Raw genomic sequence first — 17,290 nt, 5'->3', positions numbered from 1 at the left:
CGCACGTCACGGCACGATCAGTGCGTCCAGCGCGCCGAACACCGTGTTGACGATTCCGTCCACTCCCTGCTCGTGTACCTTGGATGGGTCGTGCAGCCAGAACGTGGTGGCCGACACCATCGATGAGGCGACGATCTCCAGAATCAACTCGCGGTTGACGGTGGGACGACGCGGACCTTCCGCCCGTGGCGCCTCACCGCCGTCGGTCATCCGCAGTCTGCATTGCCGCTTGATGGCGTCCTTCCATCGTTCAGTGAACCGAACGTCGGGCGCCGAGACGAGCAGCGCGCGGAACGCATTCTCGTTGGCCCGGATGTAGTCCAGCGTGGGCATGAGCGTGACGCGCGCTGCTCCGTGCGCATCCCCGCCATCGGCATCCCTGACGGTCAGCGGCTCGTTCAGCTCCTCGAGGTCCCTCACCAGTCGACGTTCCAACGTCTCGAGCACCTCGCCAACGTGGTGGTAGTGCGCATAGAACGTGCTGCGCGCCACGAACGCTTTCGCGCATAGCGTCTTGACCGATGGCAGCTCGACGCGTCCCGCCGGGCCGGATGGATCGGCGCCTTCGTTGAACAGATCGATGAGCGCGCGCTCGATGGCAGACTCGACGTCGTCCCGCGGCTTAGACGCAACGGGCGGCGGATCGGCATGTGAGGTCTCCATGTCTCAACTCATATCCGCCATTCCGGACAGGCGACCCCATCGCCGAGGGCGCCAACACCAAGGGTGATAAGGCGTTGTTCATCCGGCGTGCATCCCGACTCGTGGGGTTTCGCGTGGTCTTACTCAGGAATACCAGTACATTGCCATTAGACTCGCTGTCACGGCGGATGACTGAGATCAATGCGTGGAAACGAGCGACTGTTGCAGAAGAGCAAGCCGGTCGAGTTCAAGTTCTCCCCAACGTCTAAGCAGTGATTGTCGGGTAGAGTGACAGGGGGTCTTGGAATTTCGGTAATTCCAAGACCCCCTGTCATATGTGGAATCAATGGTCGCATGTGTGTGCCGTGTCGGGAATGACGTATTCGAGGTCTGCGCATGGGCACGCTTTCATCAAAGTGGGTTTGAACTTGTGGCCTCACCCCAGGCTTCTTCCGCCGTGCGATGGCGTGTGTTGCATGAGGAGGAACGTGCGCGCGGCGTCAATGTACTGCTGTTCAGCCCCGGCAACATGGACACCGAAATGAACGTGCGCGGCGCCGCATCCGGTAAACTGGTTCGGCTGCCGTACCTTGATTTGCGCAGGGAAACGGCGAAGGCGTTGGCGAAGGCCGAACGCGGATGCGCGAACTACACGCCGCTGACGTTCTACAAGCTGTACCATGTGTTCGCCAAGCTGGTGCCGACCACGTTGGCCGTGCGCGTCACCAGTCTCAGGTCTGGCGGTGCCGTAAGTCGGGGTTGATGGTCATGGCCGATTCGCATCGTCCCTGTCGTTACGAGGGATCCAAACACAGCCACCGGCCGGAGGCGGCGGTAGATGTTGTACCGTATACTCCGCAATGCAATATCTTGTATTGAAGGAGACGGATATGCCGTACATCAGGGCTCGTGTTGCGGGAGATGGATCAACGGAAATCGCAGCCAAGGTTGCGGATTTGCTCACCGGTCTGGCGGTGGACGTTCTCGGGAAGCAGCGTGACGTGGTGTCCGTGTCCGTGGACTTCGCGGATCCTGCGTGCTGGTTCGTCGGCGGGCGGTCTGTGCCGGATCGTGGCGAGGGCACATTCTATGTGGAGATCAAGATCACCGAGGGCACCAACGCCAAAGGTGATAAGGCGTTGTTCGTTCGGCGTGCGTTCGATGGCATGGCGGCGATTCTCGGAACGGTGTCCGAAGCCAGCTACATCGTGGTTCAGGACGTGCGTCCGGACTCGTGGGGTTTCGCCGGTCTCACGCAGGAATATCGGTACATTGCCGGCAGGCTCGCCGCCAAGACTGATGACTGATTCATTGACCGTACCAGCCGGTACGCGGGGGAAGGAAGGCAAGTCAGCCGAATCCAAGTAGTGATTGCTGAGTAGTGCCGAGGGTCTTGGAGTCCTAGTGATTCCAAGATCCTGATTTTGTAATGGCATGTGAGATAGCTTTGCCGCCGTTGGTCGCGGATAACGGTCAGCCGTTGCGTCTGTAATGGTAAGGAGCGCTTCCGCCTATTCCGTTTTCCGATGCAAAGAAGCGAATAACGGAGCAACGCTGACCAACCACTTATGCTCTCCTCAGTTCGTCATTTCTCGGTCTCGCCACTGGCGTGGGGTGGTGTCCATGTGCTGCCGGAACACGTAACTGAAATAAGCGGGTGATGAGAATCCGCAGACCTGCGAAATCTCCTTGATGGACATGGTTCCCTCGGACAACAACTCACGGGCCTTGCCAAGGCGATAATCGGTGAGGTAGTCGATTGGCGTCTGCCCGGCATATGTGCGAAACAGTTCGCAGCAGACGCGACGGCCGACTATGCCGGCTCGCGCGATGTCGTCAAGGGTGATCTTTTGCGATGCGTTGGCGCGGATGAAGGCCATCATAAGCAGGAAAGATCTGAACTCAGGCCCCGGATCGTTTGCCGCGGCATGTGCCGATGAAGGAGTTGGATATTCCGAGGTTCTTTGGTCCACCGTCTTGGGTTCGGCGGTAATGGTTCCTTCGTTGATTCTTTCCAACGTCAGAAAGCACAAGTGTGCGGACTGGGCGACTGCCGGCAACACCGTCAGTGCGTCGCCTGTCTCCTGTTGACTTTCGCACCGGGACAACAGTCGTTCGAGCTCGTCGATACCGAACAGCAACGTGCGGTCCCGTTCGCGGGTTGAGTCGAGTACGACGTAATCAGGAGCGGTGTCATCCATGCGTTTGAGCATGGCGGCTGCCAGTGGCGCGTACATCGCGCCTAGCAGTGAAGCATCGATTACCGCCGAGACGAATCCGGCATCGTCGCCGTCGTCGCATATCAGATAGTGCATGCGACGCGAGTTGATGAAGATGCCTTCGCCTGCATGCAACGGAATGAGCGCGCCGTTGACGAATACGCGTGGATGGCCGTTGAGAACATGGATGAATTCCAAGTCGCGATGCCAATGACACGCCATGCGGAAGCCATAACGATGCATGGAGTCACGTCTTGCGTACATCGGCAATCCCGGCAGATTGTAGTGCGGGGTTTCCGAAAGGTCGGAGAAAATGGTCAGAGGATTGGAACTCTTCGGAGAACTCTGATCAATCGTTCGCTCGGCAGTCATTGTTATCACGATTTCTATAGTAATGGAAACTATAGTGATGGTTCGTCTCGTATCTCATCGAGTTCGTATCGCTATCATAACAGTAGTTTTTAAGCGAATGATGTGAACATATATCAATAGTCATGTTCACCTTATTTCGATAGTTAATCATGTCGTCCAAGAAAGGATGCTGATAGTGGATGTCACGAGGACGCGAAGTGGATCCCGGTTCTTCACTGTGCCGGTCGTCACGCTTATCGCGTTGACGTTTTTGCTGGGACTGAGCGAGTTCATCGTAGTTGGCGTCATGCAGCCGATTGCCTCGGACATGCGCGTTTCGTTGGCGGCCATCGGTTCATTGGTCTCTGCCTTCGCGCTCGTATACGCGCCGATGACTCCAATCGGAGCGGCCGTATCCGCCAAATTCAATCGATTCCATGCCTTGATGGCGATGACGGGCATCTTCTTGGCCGGCAATGTCCTGTGCGCCTTTGCCCTGAATTATCCGATGCTGCTGGTGGGGCGCATCGTCATCGCCACGGTGAGCGGACCACTCGTGGCCGTGCCCATGACGTTCGCACCGGATCTGGTCGGCGCATCTGATCGGCCCCGGTTCATGTCCTGGATCTTCTCCGGCATCTCCATCGCCGCGGTCTTCGGCGTGCCGATCGGTACGTTCATCGCACAGCAGTTCGGCTGGCGATGGTCATTCCATCTGATCAATCTGCTGACCGTGATCGTCATCATATCGATGCTGCACTGCCTGCCACGCGCCTCATATACAACTGGAGCCACGCGTTTCCTACCACAGTTCCGTCTCTTTACCGACGTGCGGGTCTGGTATGGCATGCTGGCGGTCGTCTTCGGCGCAGCGGCGACATACTCCTTCTATACATATCTTTCCCCTATCCTCACCGAGGAAATCGGCGTCCCCGAGCGGTACCTGAGTCTTGCGTTGACCGCGATCGGTCTTGCGGCATTGTGGTCCAATTTGTACAGCGGCAAGTTGGCGGCTCGTGGCACCGGCTCGCAGCCGATCATCGGTCTGATTCCGCTGTACCTGTTGCAGGCTGTCTGTCTGGCCGTGCTGCCGTTCGCAAGTATGATTCCGGCGCTCGGGGCCGTGGATCTGCTCGCACTGGCCTGTCTCATGTACCTGCAGAATTCGCCGTCGCAGGTACTGCATACCGCCATCGCTGCCGAACGGTTCCCCTCGTCCATGACATTGGCCTCTTCGATGAACGCGATGGCATTCAACATCGGCATAACCTTGGGGTCAGCCATCAGCGGACTGGCCATGACGCATCTGGGACTGCGTTGGTTCGGCCTCTTCGGCGCGGTGCTGGCACTGGGTTCGGTCGGCGTGCTGATGCTGCTCAAGCGCGCGGAATCACGCGGCGTCGCATGCTAGCTTCGACTGCTGTTTCAACAACACTCAACCCAACAATGAAGTAAGGAGTAACCATGAGAACAGTGCTGTGCTCACCCGGCAGCTACATCCAACAGGAGGGTGCGCTTGGCTCGCTCGCCTCGGAATACGTGGAACTCGGTTCAACAGGCGCGTATCTGATCGTCGACCCGTTCATCGACCGGATGTACCACGATCGAATCACTTCGAGTTTCGATGCTACGAACACCCCATATCATTACGAGGCGTTCGCCGGTGAATGCTCGATGACTGAGGTCCACCGTCATCAGAAACTGCTGGACAAATGCGATGTGGTGCTCGGTATCGGAGGCGGCAAGGCGCTCGATACGGCCAAAGCCGTGGCGTATTTCGCCGAGCTGCCGGTCATCATCGTGCCGACGGCCGCGTCCTCGGACGCGCCATGCTCGCGGCTTTCGGTGCTGTACACCGACGACGGGCAATTCGACAAGTATCTGCCCTTGCCCAAGAACCCGGACAAGGTGATCATGGACACGGACGTCATCGCTAAGGCACCTGCCAGACTCCTGACGGCCGGCTTCGGCGACGCCTACGCCACCTATTTCGAGGCTCTTGCCTGCATCAAATCGAACGCGGTCACCATGGCCGGCGGCCATGCCACCAATGCCGCCGAAGCGATGGCACGCCTATGCCATGATCTGCTCATCGCCGACGGCGTGAAAGCCTTGGCGGCGGCGCATAAGGGTCTGCGCACCCGTGCCTTGGAACAGGTGGTCGAAGCGAACACGCTGCTCAGCGGCATCGGTTTCGAGTCGAGCGGATTGGCGGCGGCGCACGCCGTGCATAACGGCCTGACCGCGCTGGAAGGCACGCATAAGTATCTGCACGGCGAGAAGGTGGCGTACGGCACCCTCACGCAGTTCGTGCTGGAGGACCGGCCGATGGCTGATTTCGAGGAAGCGTTCGGATTCTTCCGCGCGGTCGGCTTACCAACCACCTTGGCCGGCATCGGCATTGCAGACGCCACGGACGCCGACCTGCTGCGCGTGGGCAAACTGGCCTGCTCACCGGACGACACGATGGGCAACATGCCGTTCGAGGTCACTCCGTCCGACGTGGCCACCGCCCTGCGTGCAGTGGACTCGCTCGACGCCGTAGTCAGATAGTGGGACTTGTTCGTATGAACGGCCTGTTGCTGGAGAAACAGCCTGATGCCGTATAGCGACTTCGTCGAGTTCAAATTTAATGTGAGCAAGAAGTGATTGCTCCGTAGCATCGAGGGCCTTGGAATTCCAGTGATTCCAAGGCCTTCAGCTATACTGTGCTCAGTTGTTAGGAATAGCGTCGGCATGAGTTCCGTACGTGCCTGATTGGAGGGAGCGGATATGACCGGTTATGTGTTGCGTCTGTATGACACCCCGCTGCTCCAGTTTGATGCAGCATACGGCGAAGGGCTGCTGGCCGGCAAAGTCGAGGCCCGTATCCGTTGGTTCGACGAGTCGAAGCGGACGCTGCTGCCGTTCCCGTTGGCCCCGGAACCGGACGACGCGAAGCTCACCGCCTGGTTGGAGCGGCGGACCATTCCGAAGAATCGTGAGTTCGCGGTCCAGATCCTCGCGCAGGCCGGGCTGAACATCGCGGATACGCTCGGCATCATCGACTTGTGCAAGGGACTGTCGGTCAACGATTCGTTCTGGGTGGAACGGTCCGATGAGGATCTGAGGTTCGCGGACATCAACCTGTATGACAATCCGCTGGACGAGACGCTCGCGATCGTGGCGTACACGGGGTACACGTCGAGCGAGAAGCATGCGATCGGCCTGTCGAGCGAGTGGACGACGGACGGGCAGTTCCCGAAGGCGTGGCGGCATACGGGCAATGGGCTGGAATTATGGAAGGCCGGTTCCGAGGGTTATGTGAACGCCGGGCTGGAACCGTATTCCGAGTATCTCGCCTCGCAGCTGGCGCACAAGATCGGCGTGAACGCGGTCGATTACCGGATGGCCCGTTGGAAGGGCAAGCTGGCGTCGGTGTGTCCGTCCATGAACTCGAAGGACGTGTCGTTCGTGCCGTTCTACGCGGCCACGCAGCTTGCTTCGTTCCCGGAGATTCTCGCGGCCGCCCGTGCTGTGTCGGAACCATCGTTCGAGGCGATGCGCACGATGCTCGTCTTCGATGCGCTCATCGTCAACCAGGATCGTCATGCCAACAACCACGGGTTCCTACGTGACAACCATACCGGACGCATCCTCGGCCCGGCACCCCTGTTCGATCACAACATGTCGTTGTTCAAGAACGACATGCGTGCCGATTGGGAGCGTGGCATGTGGACGCCGAAGGTACTGGAGGAACGTCAGCCGTCGAATTCGCGCATGACGTTCCGAGACCAGTGTGCGGCCATCATGGGGGTTGTGCAGCATGAGATGCTGCGCAAGGCGTTGGACGTCACGTTGGAGAACGATCCGACGTATCCGCTTGAGGACGGCCGCATCGAGGCATTGAACGACTATCTGCACGCCACGGCCCGCACGCTGCTCGACATCCCCGTGGTGAACGAGGCGAAGCTCGCCGCGCAGCTCGACGCACTGCAGCCCGCCATCGAAAACGCGCCCGCGATTCTCAACGACAGACTGCTTGAGAAGAGATAATCGGACGAGTTCAATCTCCCCAATGTCTAAGAAGCGAATGCCGGCTAGCGTCGTGGTCTTGGACGGGGCATGTCCTAGAACCGCCGCGCTACGTGTGCGACCAATGGCAACATGGCAGCGGCCAGCATGAACGTCATCGCCAGAACCGCTCCCGCTGGATAAATGCTGTACGCCCAGCCGTATGCGATCTGCCCGAGAGGCTGGGCGCACATGCTCGTGGAGAGCGCGAGCGACATCACCTTGCCGGTCATGTCCTCGGGGCAGCTCATCTGGATCGCCGGCACGGCGATGAGGTTCGCGAGGGTGATGGCGACCATGGTTCCGCAGGTGCTCGCCGTGAGCGTCGCAAGGCGCACTCCATCGCCGGCGGGAAGCGCCATGACGAGCGCCTGGGACAGGATGGTGAGCGAGAAGGCGGCGATTGCCGTCGGGAATCGTCGCTTGGAAAGCGACTTCGCGGCCCGTCCTCCGACGAGTGCGCCAAGCAGTCCGGATGCTCCCACGAGACCATATGCGAGACCGTACGCCGTGGAGCCGAACCCCAGCACGGTCCGCACCATGTAGGGGAAACCGACCTCCGCATAGCCCGTCACCAGAAAGTTGAGCGCAGCACAAAGCAGCACCAGATACAGTACATGGGGGCGCTCGCGAGTGAGGAAACGTCCGGCGCGCGCAAGGTCATCGAGGGCCGAGGTGCGCCCATCGTCACCGCGTTCGGGGGCACCGAGCCGGATGAAGCACTCCACGACAGCGGCCGTGCCGAACCCCGTGATGGTGATGCCCATCATGGGCATGGCGCCCACCGCCGCATAGAGCACACCGCCGAGCACGGCCGGCACGAGCGTGCTCGTCTGGTTCACCACGTTCACCACGGACATGGCGCGACGCATCACGTCCTCGCCGTGGGATCGGAACATCTGCGGCAACGCCGCCTGCACCGTGGGCGTTTCCATGGCATCGAGCACGGCGAGCACCACCTGCATCACGGCAATCGCCGCCAAATTGAAACCGATGACCGAAAAGATGGTGGCGCAGACGAGCACCGTTGCAGCGGAGAGCGTGTCGAGCGCCACCATGACAGTCCGGCGGTTCGTGCGGTCTGCCACCACACCGCCAAGGGGTGAGAGCAGGATCGTGGGCAGGATGCTCGCCGTGAGGATGGACGCGAACGCCGCGGCCGAGCCGGTCTCGTCAAGCACCCACATGGACATGGCGAACCGCAACATGAGGTTGGCGAAGAGCGATATGCCGAGACCTGCGACAAGCAGATAGAAGTCGCGTATGCGAAGAGGGTCTACAACTTGGCTGCTTTGCGGTTGAGTCGTGTATTCGGACGTGTTCGTCATTATCGAGTTCCTTTCCTTGGTATTCAGGGATATTCATTCAGACCGACCGTCGGTCTGTTATGGTGATAAAAATGCGCCACGGCAAAGGACGTGCAAACGTCCTTTCACTTGGGCGCCATAATGTGCAAACCAGCATGCCCGGGGACGGTCTACGCGGACGCCGCTTCCCCCTCTGGCATCAGGGCTGTGAGGCCCTTGACCGCTCGCAGGATGAGCGTCTCGTCGAAGACCGGTACGCCGATGGCGTCAAGCATCGTGGCGAGGCAGCGGATACGCCGTTCCATGTCGGTGCGGTCGGCGGGATAGAAGCAGGGCATGAGCCAATAGTTGCCGAGGAGCGAGAGCAGTTGCGCCGCCTCCTCGGGATATGCTGTGGGAATCGAACCGTCCTGCACGCCCAGGTCGATGAGCGAGCGGAAGGACTCCGGCAGCCTCGTTGACCAGAAGCGCATATTCGCGGTGAAGAACGCGGGATCCTTGAGAAGTGCGAGCTGGGACCGAACGAGATCCAGGTGGTCGGGGGCGTCCACGGCGGAAATGACGAGTGCGCGCAACTTCTCCAACGCGCGCATGTCATCACGCTCGATGAGTTCGTCGAGGAGACGCGAGGTGACGGCCCACTCATCGGCGTTCAGCTGGTCGAGAATCGCCTCCTTCGATTTGAAATGGTGATAGAGTCCGCCCTTGGACAGCCTCAAGTCGTTCAGGATGTCCTGGATGGATGTCTTCTCGTAGCCCTTTTTGGCGAAGAGCCTTCGTGCGGAATCGAGGATTCGCCGTTCAGTGTCCTCGTGGTGCGTATGGTGCGCCATGACCTCCTCCTTTCTTTTCTTCCCCAGAGCATACAGACCGTCGGTCGGTCTGTCAAATGGTCGAATAGACTATCACGCGCTGTGCTTGAATATCCGCAACGCGGCAGGATGAAAAAAGACCGACAAACAGCGAGCTTCAATTCAACGTGTCTGAGGACAAATACATGACTTTTGGCATGACATGATTTCACTGTCTGGATGACCATCCGTCGACTGCGTAAGTGTGAGGGCATGGACGGCTGTTGCGGTACGGCAAGTCGGTCGAGTTCAAGTTCAACGTGTCGAAAGGCAAGTAGCTGATCATAGAAAGTGACTTAAAACGGCGGTTTTCCAACGTTTTCGATGTCTCGGAGCGTGCGAAAACCGCCTTTTTCGATTCGCGGAAATAGCTGATTATGCCCCGTATCTGACCGTTTTGTGACCGCGATAGTGCGCCCATAGAGTGCCCTTTGAGGGGTGCTGGCGGCGGATGCTCGAAGGAGCTCTCAAAAAGGAGGAACGTCACGGCAATGGCCGGCAGACGACGCGCGAAGGGCGCGGACAGCATCATTCAACGCGCGGACGGAAGATGGGAATTCCGTCACGAGATCGACCGCGACCCCGCAACAGGCCAATGCCGCTACATCTCGGCCAAGGGGCGCGCCGAGGCCGACGCCCGCGACGCTCCAACGCGAGGATCGCGGAGATGGAACGTATTCGGACTATTGCCCGGTGCCACCGGCATGATCGATGCCGAAGTCGTCGATCACATTTCTTCAGCACGAAAGCCCCTGCGCTCACGATGAGGACGACGCTAATGTCTGCGGCGCTTCGTGCGTATCTGATTCTTCATGCTCCTGCACTTTCTGATTCCCCAAATGGTGAACAGGACGGCCGGAACCGTCATGATGAGCATGTACGGGGCAACGATGCAGACAAGCGCCAGCACTGCGGACAACGTACCCAATATGCATACCAGCGCCACGAACGACCAATAGTAGAACCGCGAGACCGGCTTGGTGGCATCCGCCTCGACCATCTTCGGCATCGGCTTGGCCGACTGACCGACTTCCGGCGGTTTCCTTGCATCGACGCTCGCTGGCGTTTCGTCCGACCGTGTGGCGTCATATGCACGCGCTGTCTTGACGACCGATTCCATTCGCGCGCGATCCTCTTCGGACATGGCGGTGTGGGACGAATGAAGAGATGTCCGGGCGGTACGCCACGGTAAGGGCTTGACGTCGAGCTTCGACTGCACCGCCAATGTCGCACGGCAGTCCTCCAGAGCGTCGTGCGCGTGATACCGGTAGCCGCATTCCGCCGCCGCTTTCTCCAGCTTGTAGTAGGGCGTGGAATGATATCGGCGTCCGTACTCGCGCATGGTGTCCACGACTTTGCTTCTGTCCAGCCGCAAACCCAGCTCGCCGAGAAACGCGAGATCGAAGTCGGCGTTGTACACGCATACCTGCTGTGCCCGGTCGAAAATGTCCTGAACCGTTTGCAGATCATCCTCTATGAGCGGCTTGCCGGCCACCTGCGTGGGGCTGATGCCGTGGATACGTTGCGCCTCCGGCCATGAATCGTGGTATTTCGGCCGGTACAGATTGTTGAGCAGCGCATTGCCGCACCCGTCGATGATGGACAGTTGCAGAATCTCGTCGTACTGCGGCTGCAAACCCGTGGTCTCAGTGTCCAAGATGATTTGCTCGATCGGTTCTTCCGCCGCAATCTTCCGCTTGCCCTCGACGATCCTGCAGCTGAGATAGGCACCCGCGCCGATATCCGACGCCTTCCGCTCCCATGAGAACGACCGTACCTTACAACCCTCCAGTGGCTGCAAGGCCGCATACGCGGCACGAGCCTGCGCCCCGACCTCGAGCACGACCACGCCCTTGCCGTCACGCAAAACCAGATGAGGCTTACGACCCTTGGGCTGAGGAACGCTCTCCACGCTACACACGCCGAAACGCTGGCTGCGGGAAGGATCATTGGGCACCACCACCGCATTGACACCAACGTTGAACACGACCGTGCCATGCAGCTTATTCCGCCCACGCTTATATGCGGCCTTCGACATAACCAACCTCCTCAAACAACAAACCGAGCCACACCGCGAATGCGGCAGATTCGAGGGCTTTTCGTCGTTTTATCTGGCGAATAGGCTCATGTACTCGCTCGGGGTGACTATCGAAGGGCTGGACACCGTCACGTCGTCGAAGTCCTTGTCGCCGGTCACGAACACGTCCGCCGCACCGGCGATCGCCGAGTAGAGCACCGGATAGTCGAGCGGGTCGCGTATCTCGAACAGTCCGGGCTTTGGCGTCAGCGGCGTGACGACGGTCTCGAAGCTCAGTTCGAACAGATATTGTTCGAGCACGCCTGTGCGGGCTGGCCATTTGCGGGCGACCACTTCTCGCGCCTCGTCGATCGTGTAGGTGGACAGCAGCAGCGTGTTGTCGCCGCGCCCCGCGTCGACGATCACACCGACGGAGTTGGACGACCGGAAGATCACGGCGGACAATAGCACGTTGGTGTCGATCATCACGCGCATTCGGCTACCTCCCGGTGGCATGGTCCCGGCGCACCGATCTGATGAGGTCGGTCAGGTCATCCTCACCTTGCAGTCCGGCCTCCTCGGCCGCGCCCTCGAAGCCGGTCTGCGCCCTCGTCAGCGCCTCGAGGTTCGAGCTGCGCAACGACACGCTGCCGTCGTCCATGCGCACGAACACGACCTTGTCGCCCTCTCGGATGCCAACGGCCTCGCGTACGTCGGCGGGGATGGTGATCTGCCCCTTGGCCGTCACCTTCGCCACGTCCATCACCACGCTCATGATGCACCTCCCTAAGTAATGAAATCATTACAATCATTATTTTACCGCGCCGACCGGGGGAAGGACAAGCCTGCACCGGCGCGGCGTATGCAATGGAACGGACAACCAAATAGAGTGCCCATAGAGTGCCCGGCATGGAGCGGGATGCCCGGGAAACAATGGAAAGACGAAAAGGCCGCGACATTCAAGTTCTCCCCAACGTTTAAGAAGTGATTGCCGTATAGCGCCGAGGGCCTCAGGATCCAACGATTCCAAGGCCCTCGGTTGCTCCTGTTACAATTGCCCTTCTTGCCAGATTCGATTATGCGCATCGCTGTAATGCGCGAATAGGGGTCCGTTATGAGTCTTAGGTTGCCAATTCTCGTTGTCACCGATCTTGATGGCACGTTACTCAATGAGCATGGGCAGGTCTCCTCTCGACTGCAAGACATGCTTGGCCGAGCTAATAATGCCGGCGTTCTTTTCGCCGCGGCGTCAGCGCGTCCGCTTCGCTTGGCAAAGCAAGTACTGGGACCGGTATTGCCTTTATTCTCCGCTTTGTTTGTATCCAACGGTGCGCAGATTGTGGATACGGCCACATGCCAGGTTATTCATTCCGAACTGCTTGATGAGGGACAGTGCGCTGGCATTATCGCCATGCTGAAGAATAGATATCCGCAGGCTGGATTCGGGTGGGAGGACAGGGAAGGATTCGGTTGCGATCAAGCATTTTGGGACCTGCGCGCGCATGGAGGAATACTGCGCGATCCGGATCCTCAACGCATATCGTCAGTTCCGAATGCTCCGGTTCTTGAACTTGTCATGGCAACGCCCGGCTACCAAGCGGACCGGTATATTGACGGTTGCCATGAGTTGATTGGCGGGGACTTTACGGTTACCGATTCCAGCGGCGGTGTTATGGAAATCTCAAACGCTCATGCGAACAAGGCGCATGCTTCGCAGATCTGGGCAAAAAGCCTGGGCGCTGGTTTGGGGAATGTCATCGCTTTTGGTGATGGGCTCAATGATGTTCCATTGCTGCGCGCGGCGGGGATGGGCGTCGCTATGGCAAACGCCGATGAGCGGATCAAAGCTGCCGCTGATGCTATCGCTCCGTCCAACCAGCAGAATGGGGTAGGGGTTTTCCTTGCCGACTTATTAAGGGATGAGGGTCTTTTGTGTGACCATGACCATGCGCCCGCCGATTGCCGGTGACGGCGCTCCTGCTGCGGGAATATGCTCGGAATATGGTCTTTCTCATATGAGATATCGGAAGGAGCCTGTCATGTTTGAAGTGAACGGCATCCTGTATGCGGATGAACCTGTTCGGGAGTTGGAGGTCCGGTCGGCTCGCGTCACGGATGACCACGTCATGCTGGTGACATTCTCCACAGGCGAGACGCGCCTGTGCGATTTCACCGAAATGTACGACGATGTCCCCGCCTTCGCCCCGCTGCGGGATGAGAAGACGTTTGAGGACTTCCATATCGATCACGGGATTCTGACTTGGTGTGACGGTGACATCGACATTTCTCCCACGTATCTGTACGAACACTCATACGAATACACCGCCCACGGCGAACTGGTTTCGGCGTGAGCCCGTTTGCTTGTGGAAAGAGGTATGGTCCTCACCCGATCCTCACCGCGGCGTCCTGCGGGAGATCAGCGCGACGACTCCGAGGGTGGCGGCGATGACCGCGGCGGCCGCGGCGAAGCTGCCGGTCATCGCGGATTCGTAGGCGCGGGAGGCCGCCTGCCGCATGAGATCGCCCGTCATGCCTGTCATGTCGGCCGCCCGCTGGAAGTCCAGCGTCACGGAACCGGCGGATTGCGGGGCCAAGCCGGCGGATTGCGCGAGATCGTGGAATTCCGCCGTATACAGTCCGCTCTGTATGCTGCCGAAGATTCCCACGCCGATGATGGACCCGAATTGGCGGAACACGGTCAGCAGGCTGGATCCGGCGCCGGATTGCCCGATCGGCACACGGCCCATAGCCCAGGTCAGCATCGCCGGCTGGCCGGCGCCCAGCCCGAGGCCGGCCATGAGCTGGCCGACCAGCACCGTCGATTGCCTCATCATCCCGTCCGGCCACCACATGGCGGCGCCGATCGTCAGCATGCCGGCGGCCAGGCACCCCAAGGCGAGCAGGCTCGTGCCGCGCGGGCCGATCCGGGAGACGATCCGGTCGTTCATCCGCGCCCCCGCGATGGACGCGACGACCAGCGGCATCAGCAGCATGCCGCCGATCAGCGCGCCGTGACGCAGCACCGTCTCCAGATAGGCGGGCATGATGAAGATGATGCCGTACATCGAGAAGTTCAGCATCATCAGCGCCGGCGCGCAGGCCGCGAACGACGGGTCCCGCATCAGGCCGAGCTCCATCAGCGGGTTGCGGGACGCGCGGTCATGCAGCACGAATCCCGTGATCAGCGCGGCGCCGACCGCCATCGGCATCCAGGCTCCCGCAGTCAGAACGCCGTGCTGGGCGTTGACCAAGCCGGCGGAGAACAGGGTGAATCCGGCGAACATCATCGCCACCGACGCCCACGGCACATGCAGCGACCGGGACTTGCGCGATCCGCCCGTCCGCGGGACGTTCATGCGGATGACCGCGATCACGGCGAGGAACACCACGCCGTCGAACCCGAAGATGCCGCGCCAGCCCAGCGTCGCGGTGAGCGCCCCGCCGACGAGCGGGCCGAACGGCACGCCCAGGGTGCCGGCTATCGCCCATGCGGTCATGGCGCGGGACAGCGCGGGGCCCCGGAACAGGATGCCGAGCAGCGCCTGCCCCATCGGGATGACCACGCCCGCGCCGGCGCCCATGATCGACCGCGAAACGAGCAGCACAGGCACGTTCCCGGCTGCAAGACCGATCGCGGACGCGACGACGAACATGCCCAATCCGGCGATCATGGTCCTGAGATGGCCGAGCCGGTCGCCCATGAATCCGGCCAGCAGCACCACGGCCGCGAACACGAGGTTGTAGCTGGAGACGATCCACTGCTGCTCCGCCATGCCCGCCCCGAGCGACTCGGCGATGTTCGGCAGGGCCACGTTGAACGCGGTGGTGTTGACCATCATCACCAGTTCGGCCGCGCACAGGCAGAGCAGCGAGCGTTTCAGGCTCCGTTGCCGTTCCTCATCGACATCCATGAATCCATCCTTTTAAGATACTAATTCGTTTCTTAAAAACCATGGATGATTATAGACGCTTGGTAATAAGAAACGCCATGGTATCTTGTAGAGGAAGGCATGAAGGGTGGCTGTTGGACACGGCGCCCATGCCGCGTATGGAGGCGAACCCATGGAAGCGAACGAATCGAACGAAGCGAACAAAGCGAGCAAAGCGAGCAACGGACCAAAGCGGACGCGCCGCCGGGGCAAGGCCCTGGAAGAGGCCATTCTGGAGGCCGCGTGGGAGCAGCTGTCCGCATGCAGCGCCGAGGAGTTCACCTTCGACAACGTGGCCGCGAGGGCGCACACCAGCAAACCGGTGCTGTACCGCCGATGGCCGAACCGCACGGAACTGTTCGTGGCCGCCATGAGACGGCATCGCGGCCGCGCCGTCATCGAGCGCCCGAACACCGGCACGCTCAGGGGCGACGTCATCTCCATCCTCCTGCAGCTCAACCGCAAGCAGTCCGACGCGGTGATGGTGCTGGCCAAGTTCGGCGTCTACGCCGACTGGCTCGGCGTGAGCGCGCACGAACTGTACGAGCGCACGATGATCAGCGACCGGCCCAGCATCATGATGGCCATCGAAAACGCGCGGGCGCGCGGCGACATCACCTGCGAACTGCCGGAATCGCTGCTGCGCATGCCCGGGGAACTCGGTCGCGCGGCCATCCTGCGCGACATGCGGCCCCTGTCCGAAGCGGACATCGTCGCCACGGTCGACGAGCTGTTTCTCCCGCTCGTCGATTATTACGAGCGCCGGGCGCTGGCCGCGGTCGGCAAGTAATGCAACGGCGGGCGTGACGGGCGGAGTTGGCTGCCCGTATCCGAATGCACGCCGCTGTAGTGTTGATCCGCGGATGCCGATTTTGCGGCCTTGAAGGATTGGAGGCGGAATGGCCAAAACGATCGAAACCGGGCGGCTGCTGCTGCGCCCATGGAAGCCTGACGACGCGGCCGACGCGGCCTCGCTGTTCCGGTACGCGTCCGACCCGGAGATCGGACCGCTGTGCGGATGGCCGCCGCACACGAGCGTCGAGGAAAGCCGGAACGTCATCGGCACCGTCTTCGCGGTCGAGAACAATTGGGCCGTCACCGTGAAGGGCGGGGCGGCTTCCGACGGCGACGATGGGCCGATCGGATGCATCGAGCTCAAACCCCTGAGGCACGTCACCGGTTCCATCCGTTCGGATTGCGAACGGTATCTCGGCGGCAACGCGCTGGAACTCGGCTATTGGCTCGGACGGCCGTTCTGGGGGCTCGGCTACATGTCCGAGGCGCTGCGGGCCGTGATCGATTACGCGTTCGATGCGTTGCACGTGGATGCGGTGTGGGGCGCCCATTATACGGAGAATGCGCGGTCCGGCCGTGTGATGGAGAAGTGCGGCATGAGGATGGCGGGCGGGTCAAAGCACGACTATTTCAGCCTCATCGACGAATATCACGATGAGTTTTTCCGTATCGTCACCGCCGAGGAATGGCGCGCCGCATAGCGACTGGTGTTCGCGCGGCACGCCGACACCGCGAAAATGGGGTGTCGGACGAAAACTACATGCATAAATCCGATTTGTGCGGTCAAAATGCGGGGATGCGCGGGTATCGGCGTTGGCATTTCGGCGGAATGACGTGGCGGCTACTTGGCGCGGAGCCGAAATCAACCGCACAAATCGGATTTATGATTCGGGACCGCTGGCGGACGGCCGTAGTTTGAGTGCAAGGCACGTAGTGCATGGATGTATTGCCGGTGGATCTCAACGCAACCGTCGGTTGGCCGGTGCCGCGGATGCTGTTGGACGCTGGTGGATGCGGACTGTACATGCCTTTCGACAACGGAGTGCGGATACTCTCGAGCTGATCGGCGGGATTCCGCGAATCGGCGTGGGAATACCGGCATTCCGTTGTCGGTGCGGGCGGATCA

General features: G+C 60.4%; 18 protein-coding genes. 10 read left to right on the top strand and 8 right to left on the bottom strand.

Translation table 11 applies throughout. The annotated features are described in order from the left end of the window. Positions 1-6 precede the first annotated feature (6 nt). Complete coding sequence (locus DSM100685_RS04285; RefSeq protein WP_152350123.1) at positions 7-663, bottom strand: hypothetical protein; 657 nt, start codon at positions 661-663, stop codon at positions 7-9. Between the two features lie 451 nt (positions 664-1,114). On the opposite strand from DSM100685_RS04285, the gene DSM100685_RS04280 reads away from it, so the two are divergent. After that, positions 1,115-1,405 (top strand): hypothetical protein, encoded by a 291-nt coding sequence (locus DSM100685_RS04280; RefSeq protein WP_152350122.1) that lies wholly within the window; start codon positions 1,115-1,117, stop codon positions 1,403-1,405. Positions 1,406-1,532: 127 nt separating this feature from the next. Continuing rightward, a complete protein-coding gene (locus tag DSM100685_RS04275) occupies positions 1,533-1,949 on the top strand; it encodes a tautomerase family protein (RefSeq protein WP_152350121.1) in 417 nt (138 codons plus the stop codon). Between the two features lie 270 nt (positions 1,950-2,219). On the opposite strand, the gene DSM100685_RS04270 is transcribed toward DSM100685_RS04275, so the two are convergent. Then, positions 2,220-3,233: an AraC family transcriptional regulator gene (locus DSM100685_RS04270; protein WP_152350120.1), complete on the bottom strand. Its 1,014-nt coding sequence runs from the start codon at positions 3,231-3,233 to the stop codon at positions 2,220-2,222. Positions 3,234-3,399: 166 nt separating this feature from the next. Between DSM100685_RS04270 and DSM100685_RS04265 the strand changes: the two genes are divergently transcribed. The 3 genes from DSM100685_RS04265 (at position 3,400) to DSM100685_RS04255 (ending at position 7,247) form a co-directional block, all read left to right on the top strand. Then, positions 3,400-4,623, top strand: a complete 1,224-nt coding sequence (locus DSM100685_RS04265; protein WP_152350119.1) for an MFS transporter — start codon at positions 3,400-3,402, stop codon at positions 4,621-4,623. 53 nt (positions 4,624-4,676) lie between these two features. Next, positions 4,677-5,765 (top strand): glycerol dehydrogenase, encoded by a 1,089-nt coding sequence (locus DSM100685_RS04260; RefSeq protein ID WP_152350118.1) that lies wholly within the window; start codon positions 4,677-4,679, stop codon positions 5,763-5,765. 219 nt (positions 5,766-5,984) lie between these two features. After that, positions 5,985-7,247 (top strand): HipA family kinase, encoded by a 1,263-nt coding sequence (locus DSM100685_RS04255; protein ID WP_152350117.1) that lies wholly within the window; start codon positions 5,985-5,987, stop codon positions 7,245-7,247. 74 nt (positions 7,248-7,321) lie between these two features. Here the strand turns inward: DSM100685_RS04255 and DSM100685_RS04250 are convergent, their stop codons facing one another. Together DSM100685_RS04250 and DSM100685_RS04245 are read right to left on the bottom strand one after the other, a co-directional pair. Beyond that, on the bottom strand, positions 7,322-8,593 hold the full coding sequence (locus DSM100685_RS04250) for an MFS transporter (RefSeq protein WP_152350116.1): 1,272 nt from the start codon (positions 8,591-8,593) through the stop codon (positions 7,322-7,324). 149 nt (positions 8,594-8,742) lie between these two features. Further along, positions 8,743-9,405 carry a TetR/AcrR family transcriptional regulator gene (locus tag DSM100685_RS04245; RefSeq protein ID WP_152350115.1) on the bottom strand — a complete coding sequence of 221 codons (663 nt, stop codon included), beginning with the start codon at positions 9,403-9,405 and terminating at the stop codon, positions 8,743-8,745. Between the two features lie 509 nt (positions 9,406-9,914). Here DSM100685_RS04245 and DSM100685_RS10940 point away from each other — a divergent pair. Continuing rightward, on the top strand, positions 9,915-10,190 hold the full coding sequence (locus tag DSM100685_RS10940; RefSeq protein ID WP_239512640.1) for a hypothetical protein: 276 nt from the start codon (positions 9,915-9,917) through the stop codon (positions 10,188-10,190). 8 nt (positions 10,191-10,198) lie between these two features. Here DSM100685_RS10940 and DSM100685_RS04235 read toward each other — a convergent pair whose 3' ends face one another. From DSM100685_RS04235 to DSM100685_RS04225, 3 genes are all read right to left on the bottom strand, one after another. Beyond that, entirely contained in the window at positions 10,199-11,461 is a 1,263-nt protein-coding gene (locus tag DSM100685_RS04235) for a 3'-5' exonuclease (RefSeq protein ID WP_152350114.1), read from the bottom strand. Positions 11,462-11,530: 69 nt separating this feature from the next. Beyond that, positions 11,531-11,926, bottom strand: coding sequence for a putative toxin-antitoxin system toxin component, PIN family (locus DSM100685_RS04230; RefSeq protein WP_163200920.1), 396 nt, complete (start codon positions 11,924-11,926; stop codon positions 11,531-11,533). Positions 11,927-11,939: 13 nt separating this feature from the next. Further along, the gene (locus tag DSM100685_RS04225) at positions 11,940-12,215 is read right to left on the bottom strand and encodes an AbrB/MazE/SpoVT family DNA-binding domain-containing protein (RefSeq protein ID WP_152350112.1); all 276 of its coding nucleotides are present in this window, start codon (positions 12,213-12,215) and stop codon (positions 11,940-11,942) included. Positions 12,216-12,554: 339 nt separating this feature from the next. Here DSM100685_RS04225 and DSM100685_RS04220 point away from each other — a divergent pair, with 339 nt between their 5' ends. Next, positions 12,555-13,409 (top strand): HAD family hydrolase, encoded by an 855-nt coding sequence (locus DSM100685_RS04220; RefSeq protein ID WP_152350111.1) that lies wholly within the window; start codon positions 12,555-12,557, stop codon positions 13,407-13,409. Positions 13,410-13,479: 70 nt separating this feature from the next. Further along, positions 13,480-13,791 carry a DUF2442 domain-containing protein gene (locus DSM100685_RS04215; protein ID WP_152350110.1) on the top strand — a complete coding sequence of 104 codons (312 nt, stop codon included), beginning with the start codon at positions 13,480-13,482 and terminating at the stop codon, positions 13,789-13,791. A gap of 42 nt (positions 13,792-13,833) precedes the next feature. Here DSM100685_RS04215 and DSM100685_RS04210 read toward each other — a convergent pair whose 3' ends face one another. Beyond that, positions 13,834-15,351 (bottom strand): MFS transporter, encoded by a 1,518-nt coding sequence (locus tag DSM100685_RS04210; protein WP_152350109.1) that lies wholly within the window; start codon positions 15,349-15,351, stop codon positions 13,834-13,836. A 151-nt stretch (positions 15,352-15,502) separates the two neighbouring features. Here DSM100685_RS04210 and DSM100685_RS04205 point away from each other — a divergent pair, with 151 nt between their 5' ends. Further along, on the top strand, positions 15,503-16,159 hold the full coding sequence (locus tag DSM100685_RS04205; RefSeq protein ID WP_152350108.1) for a TetR/AcrR family transcriptional regulator: 657 nt from the start codon (positions 15,503-15,505) through the stop codon (positions 16,157-16,159). A gap of 109 nt (positions 16,160-16,268) precedes the next feature. Beyond that, a complete protein-coding gene (locus tag DSM100685_RS04200) occupies positions 16,269-16,865 on the top strand; it encodes a GNAT family N-acetyltransferase (protein ID WP_152350107.1) in 597 nt (198 codons plus the stop codon). The last annotated feature ends 425 nt before the right edge of the window (positions 16,866-17,290 follow it).

Source organism: Bifidobacterium avesanii, from assembly GCF_009299475.1.
In the GTDB taxonomy this organism is placed as follows: Bacteria; Actinomycetota; Actinomycetes; order Actinomycetales; family Bifidobacteriaceae; genus Bifidobacterium; species Bifidobacterium avesanii.
The sequence above is the reverse complement of the archived record's forward strand: the minus strand, read 5'-3'. Positions and strand labels throughout refer to the sequence as shown.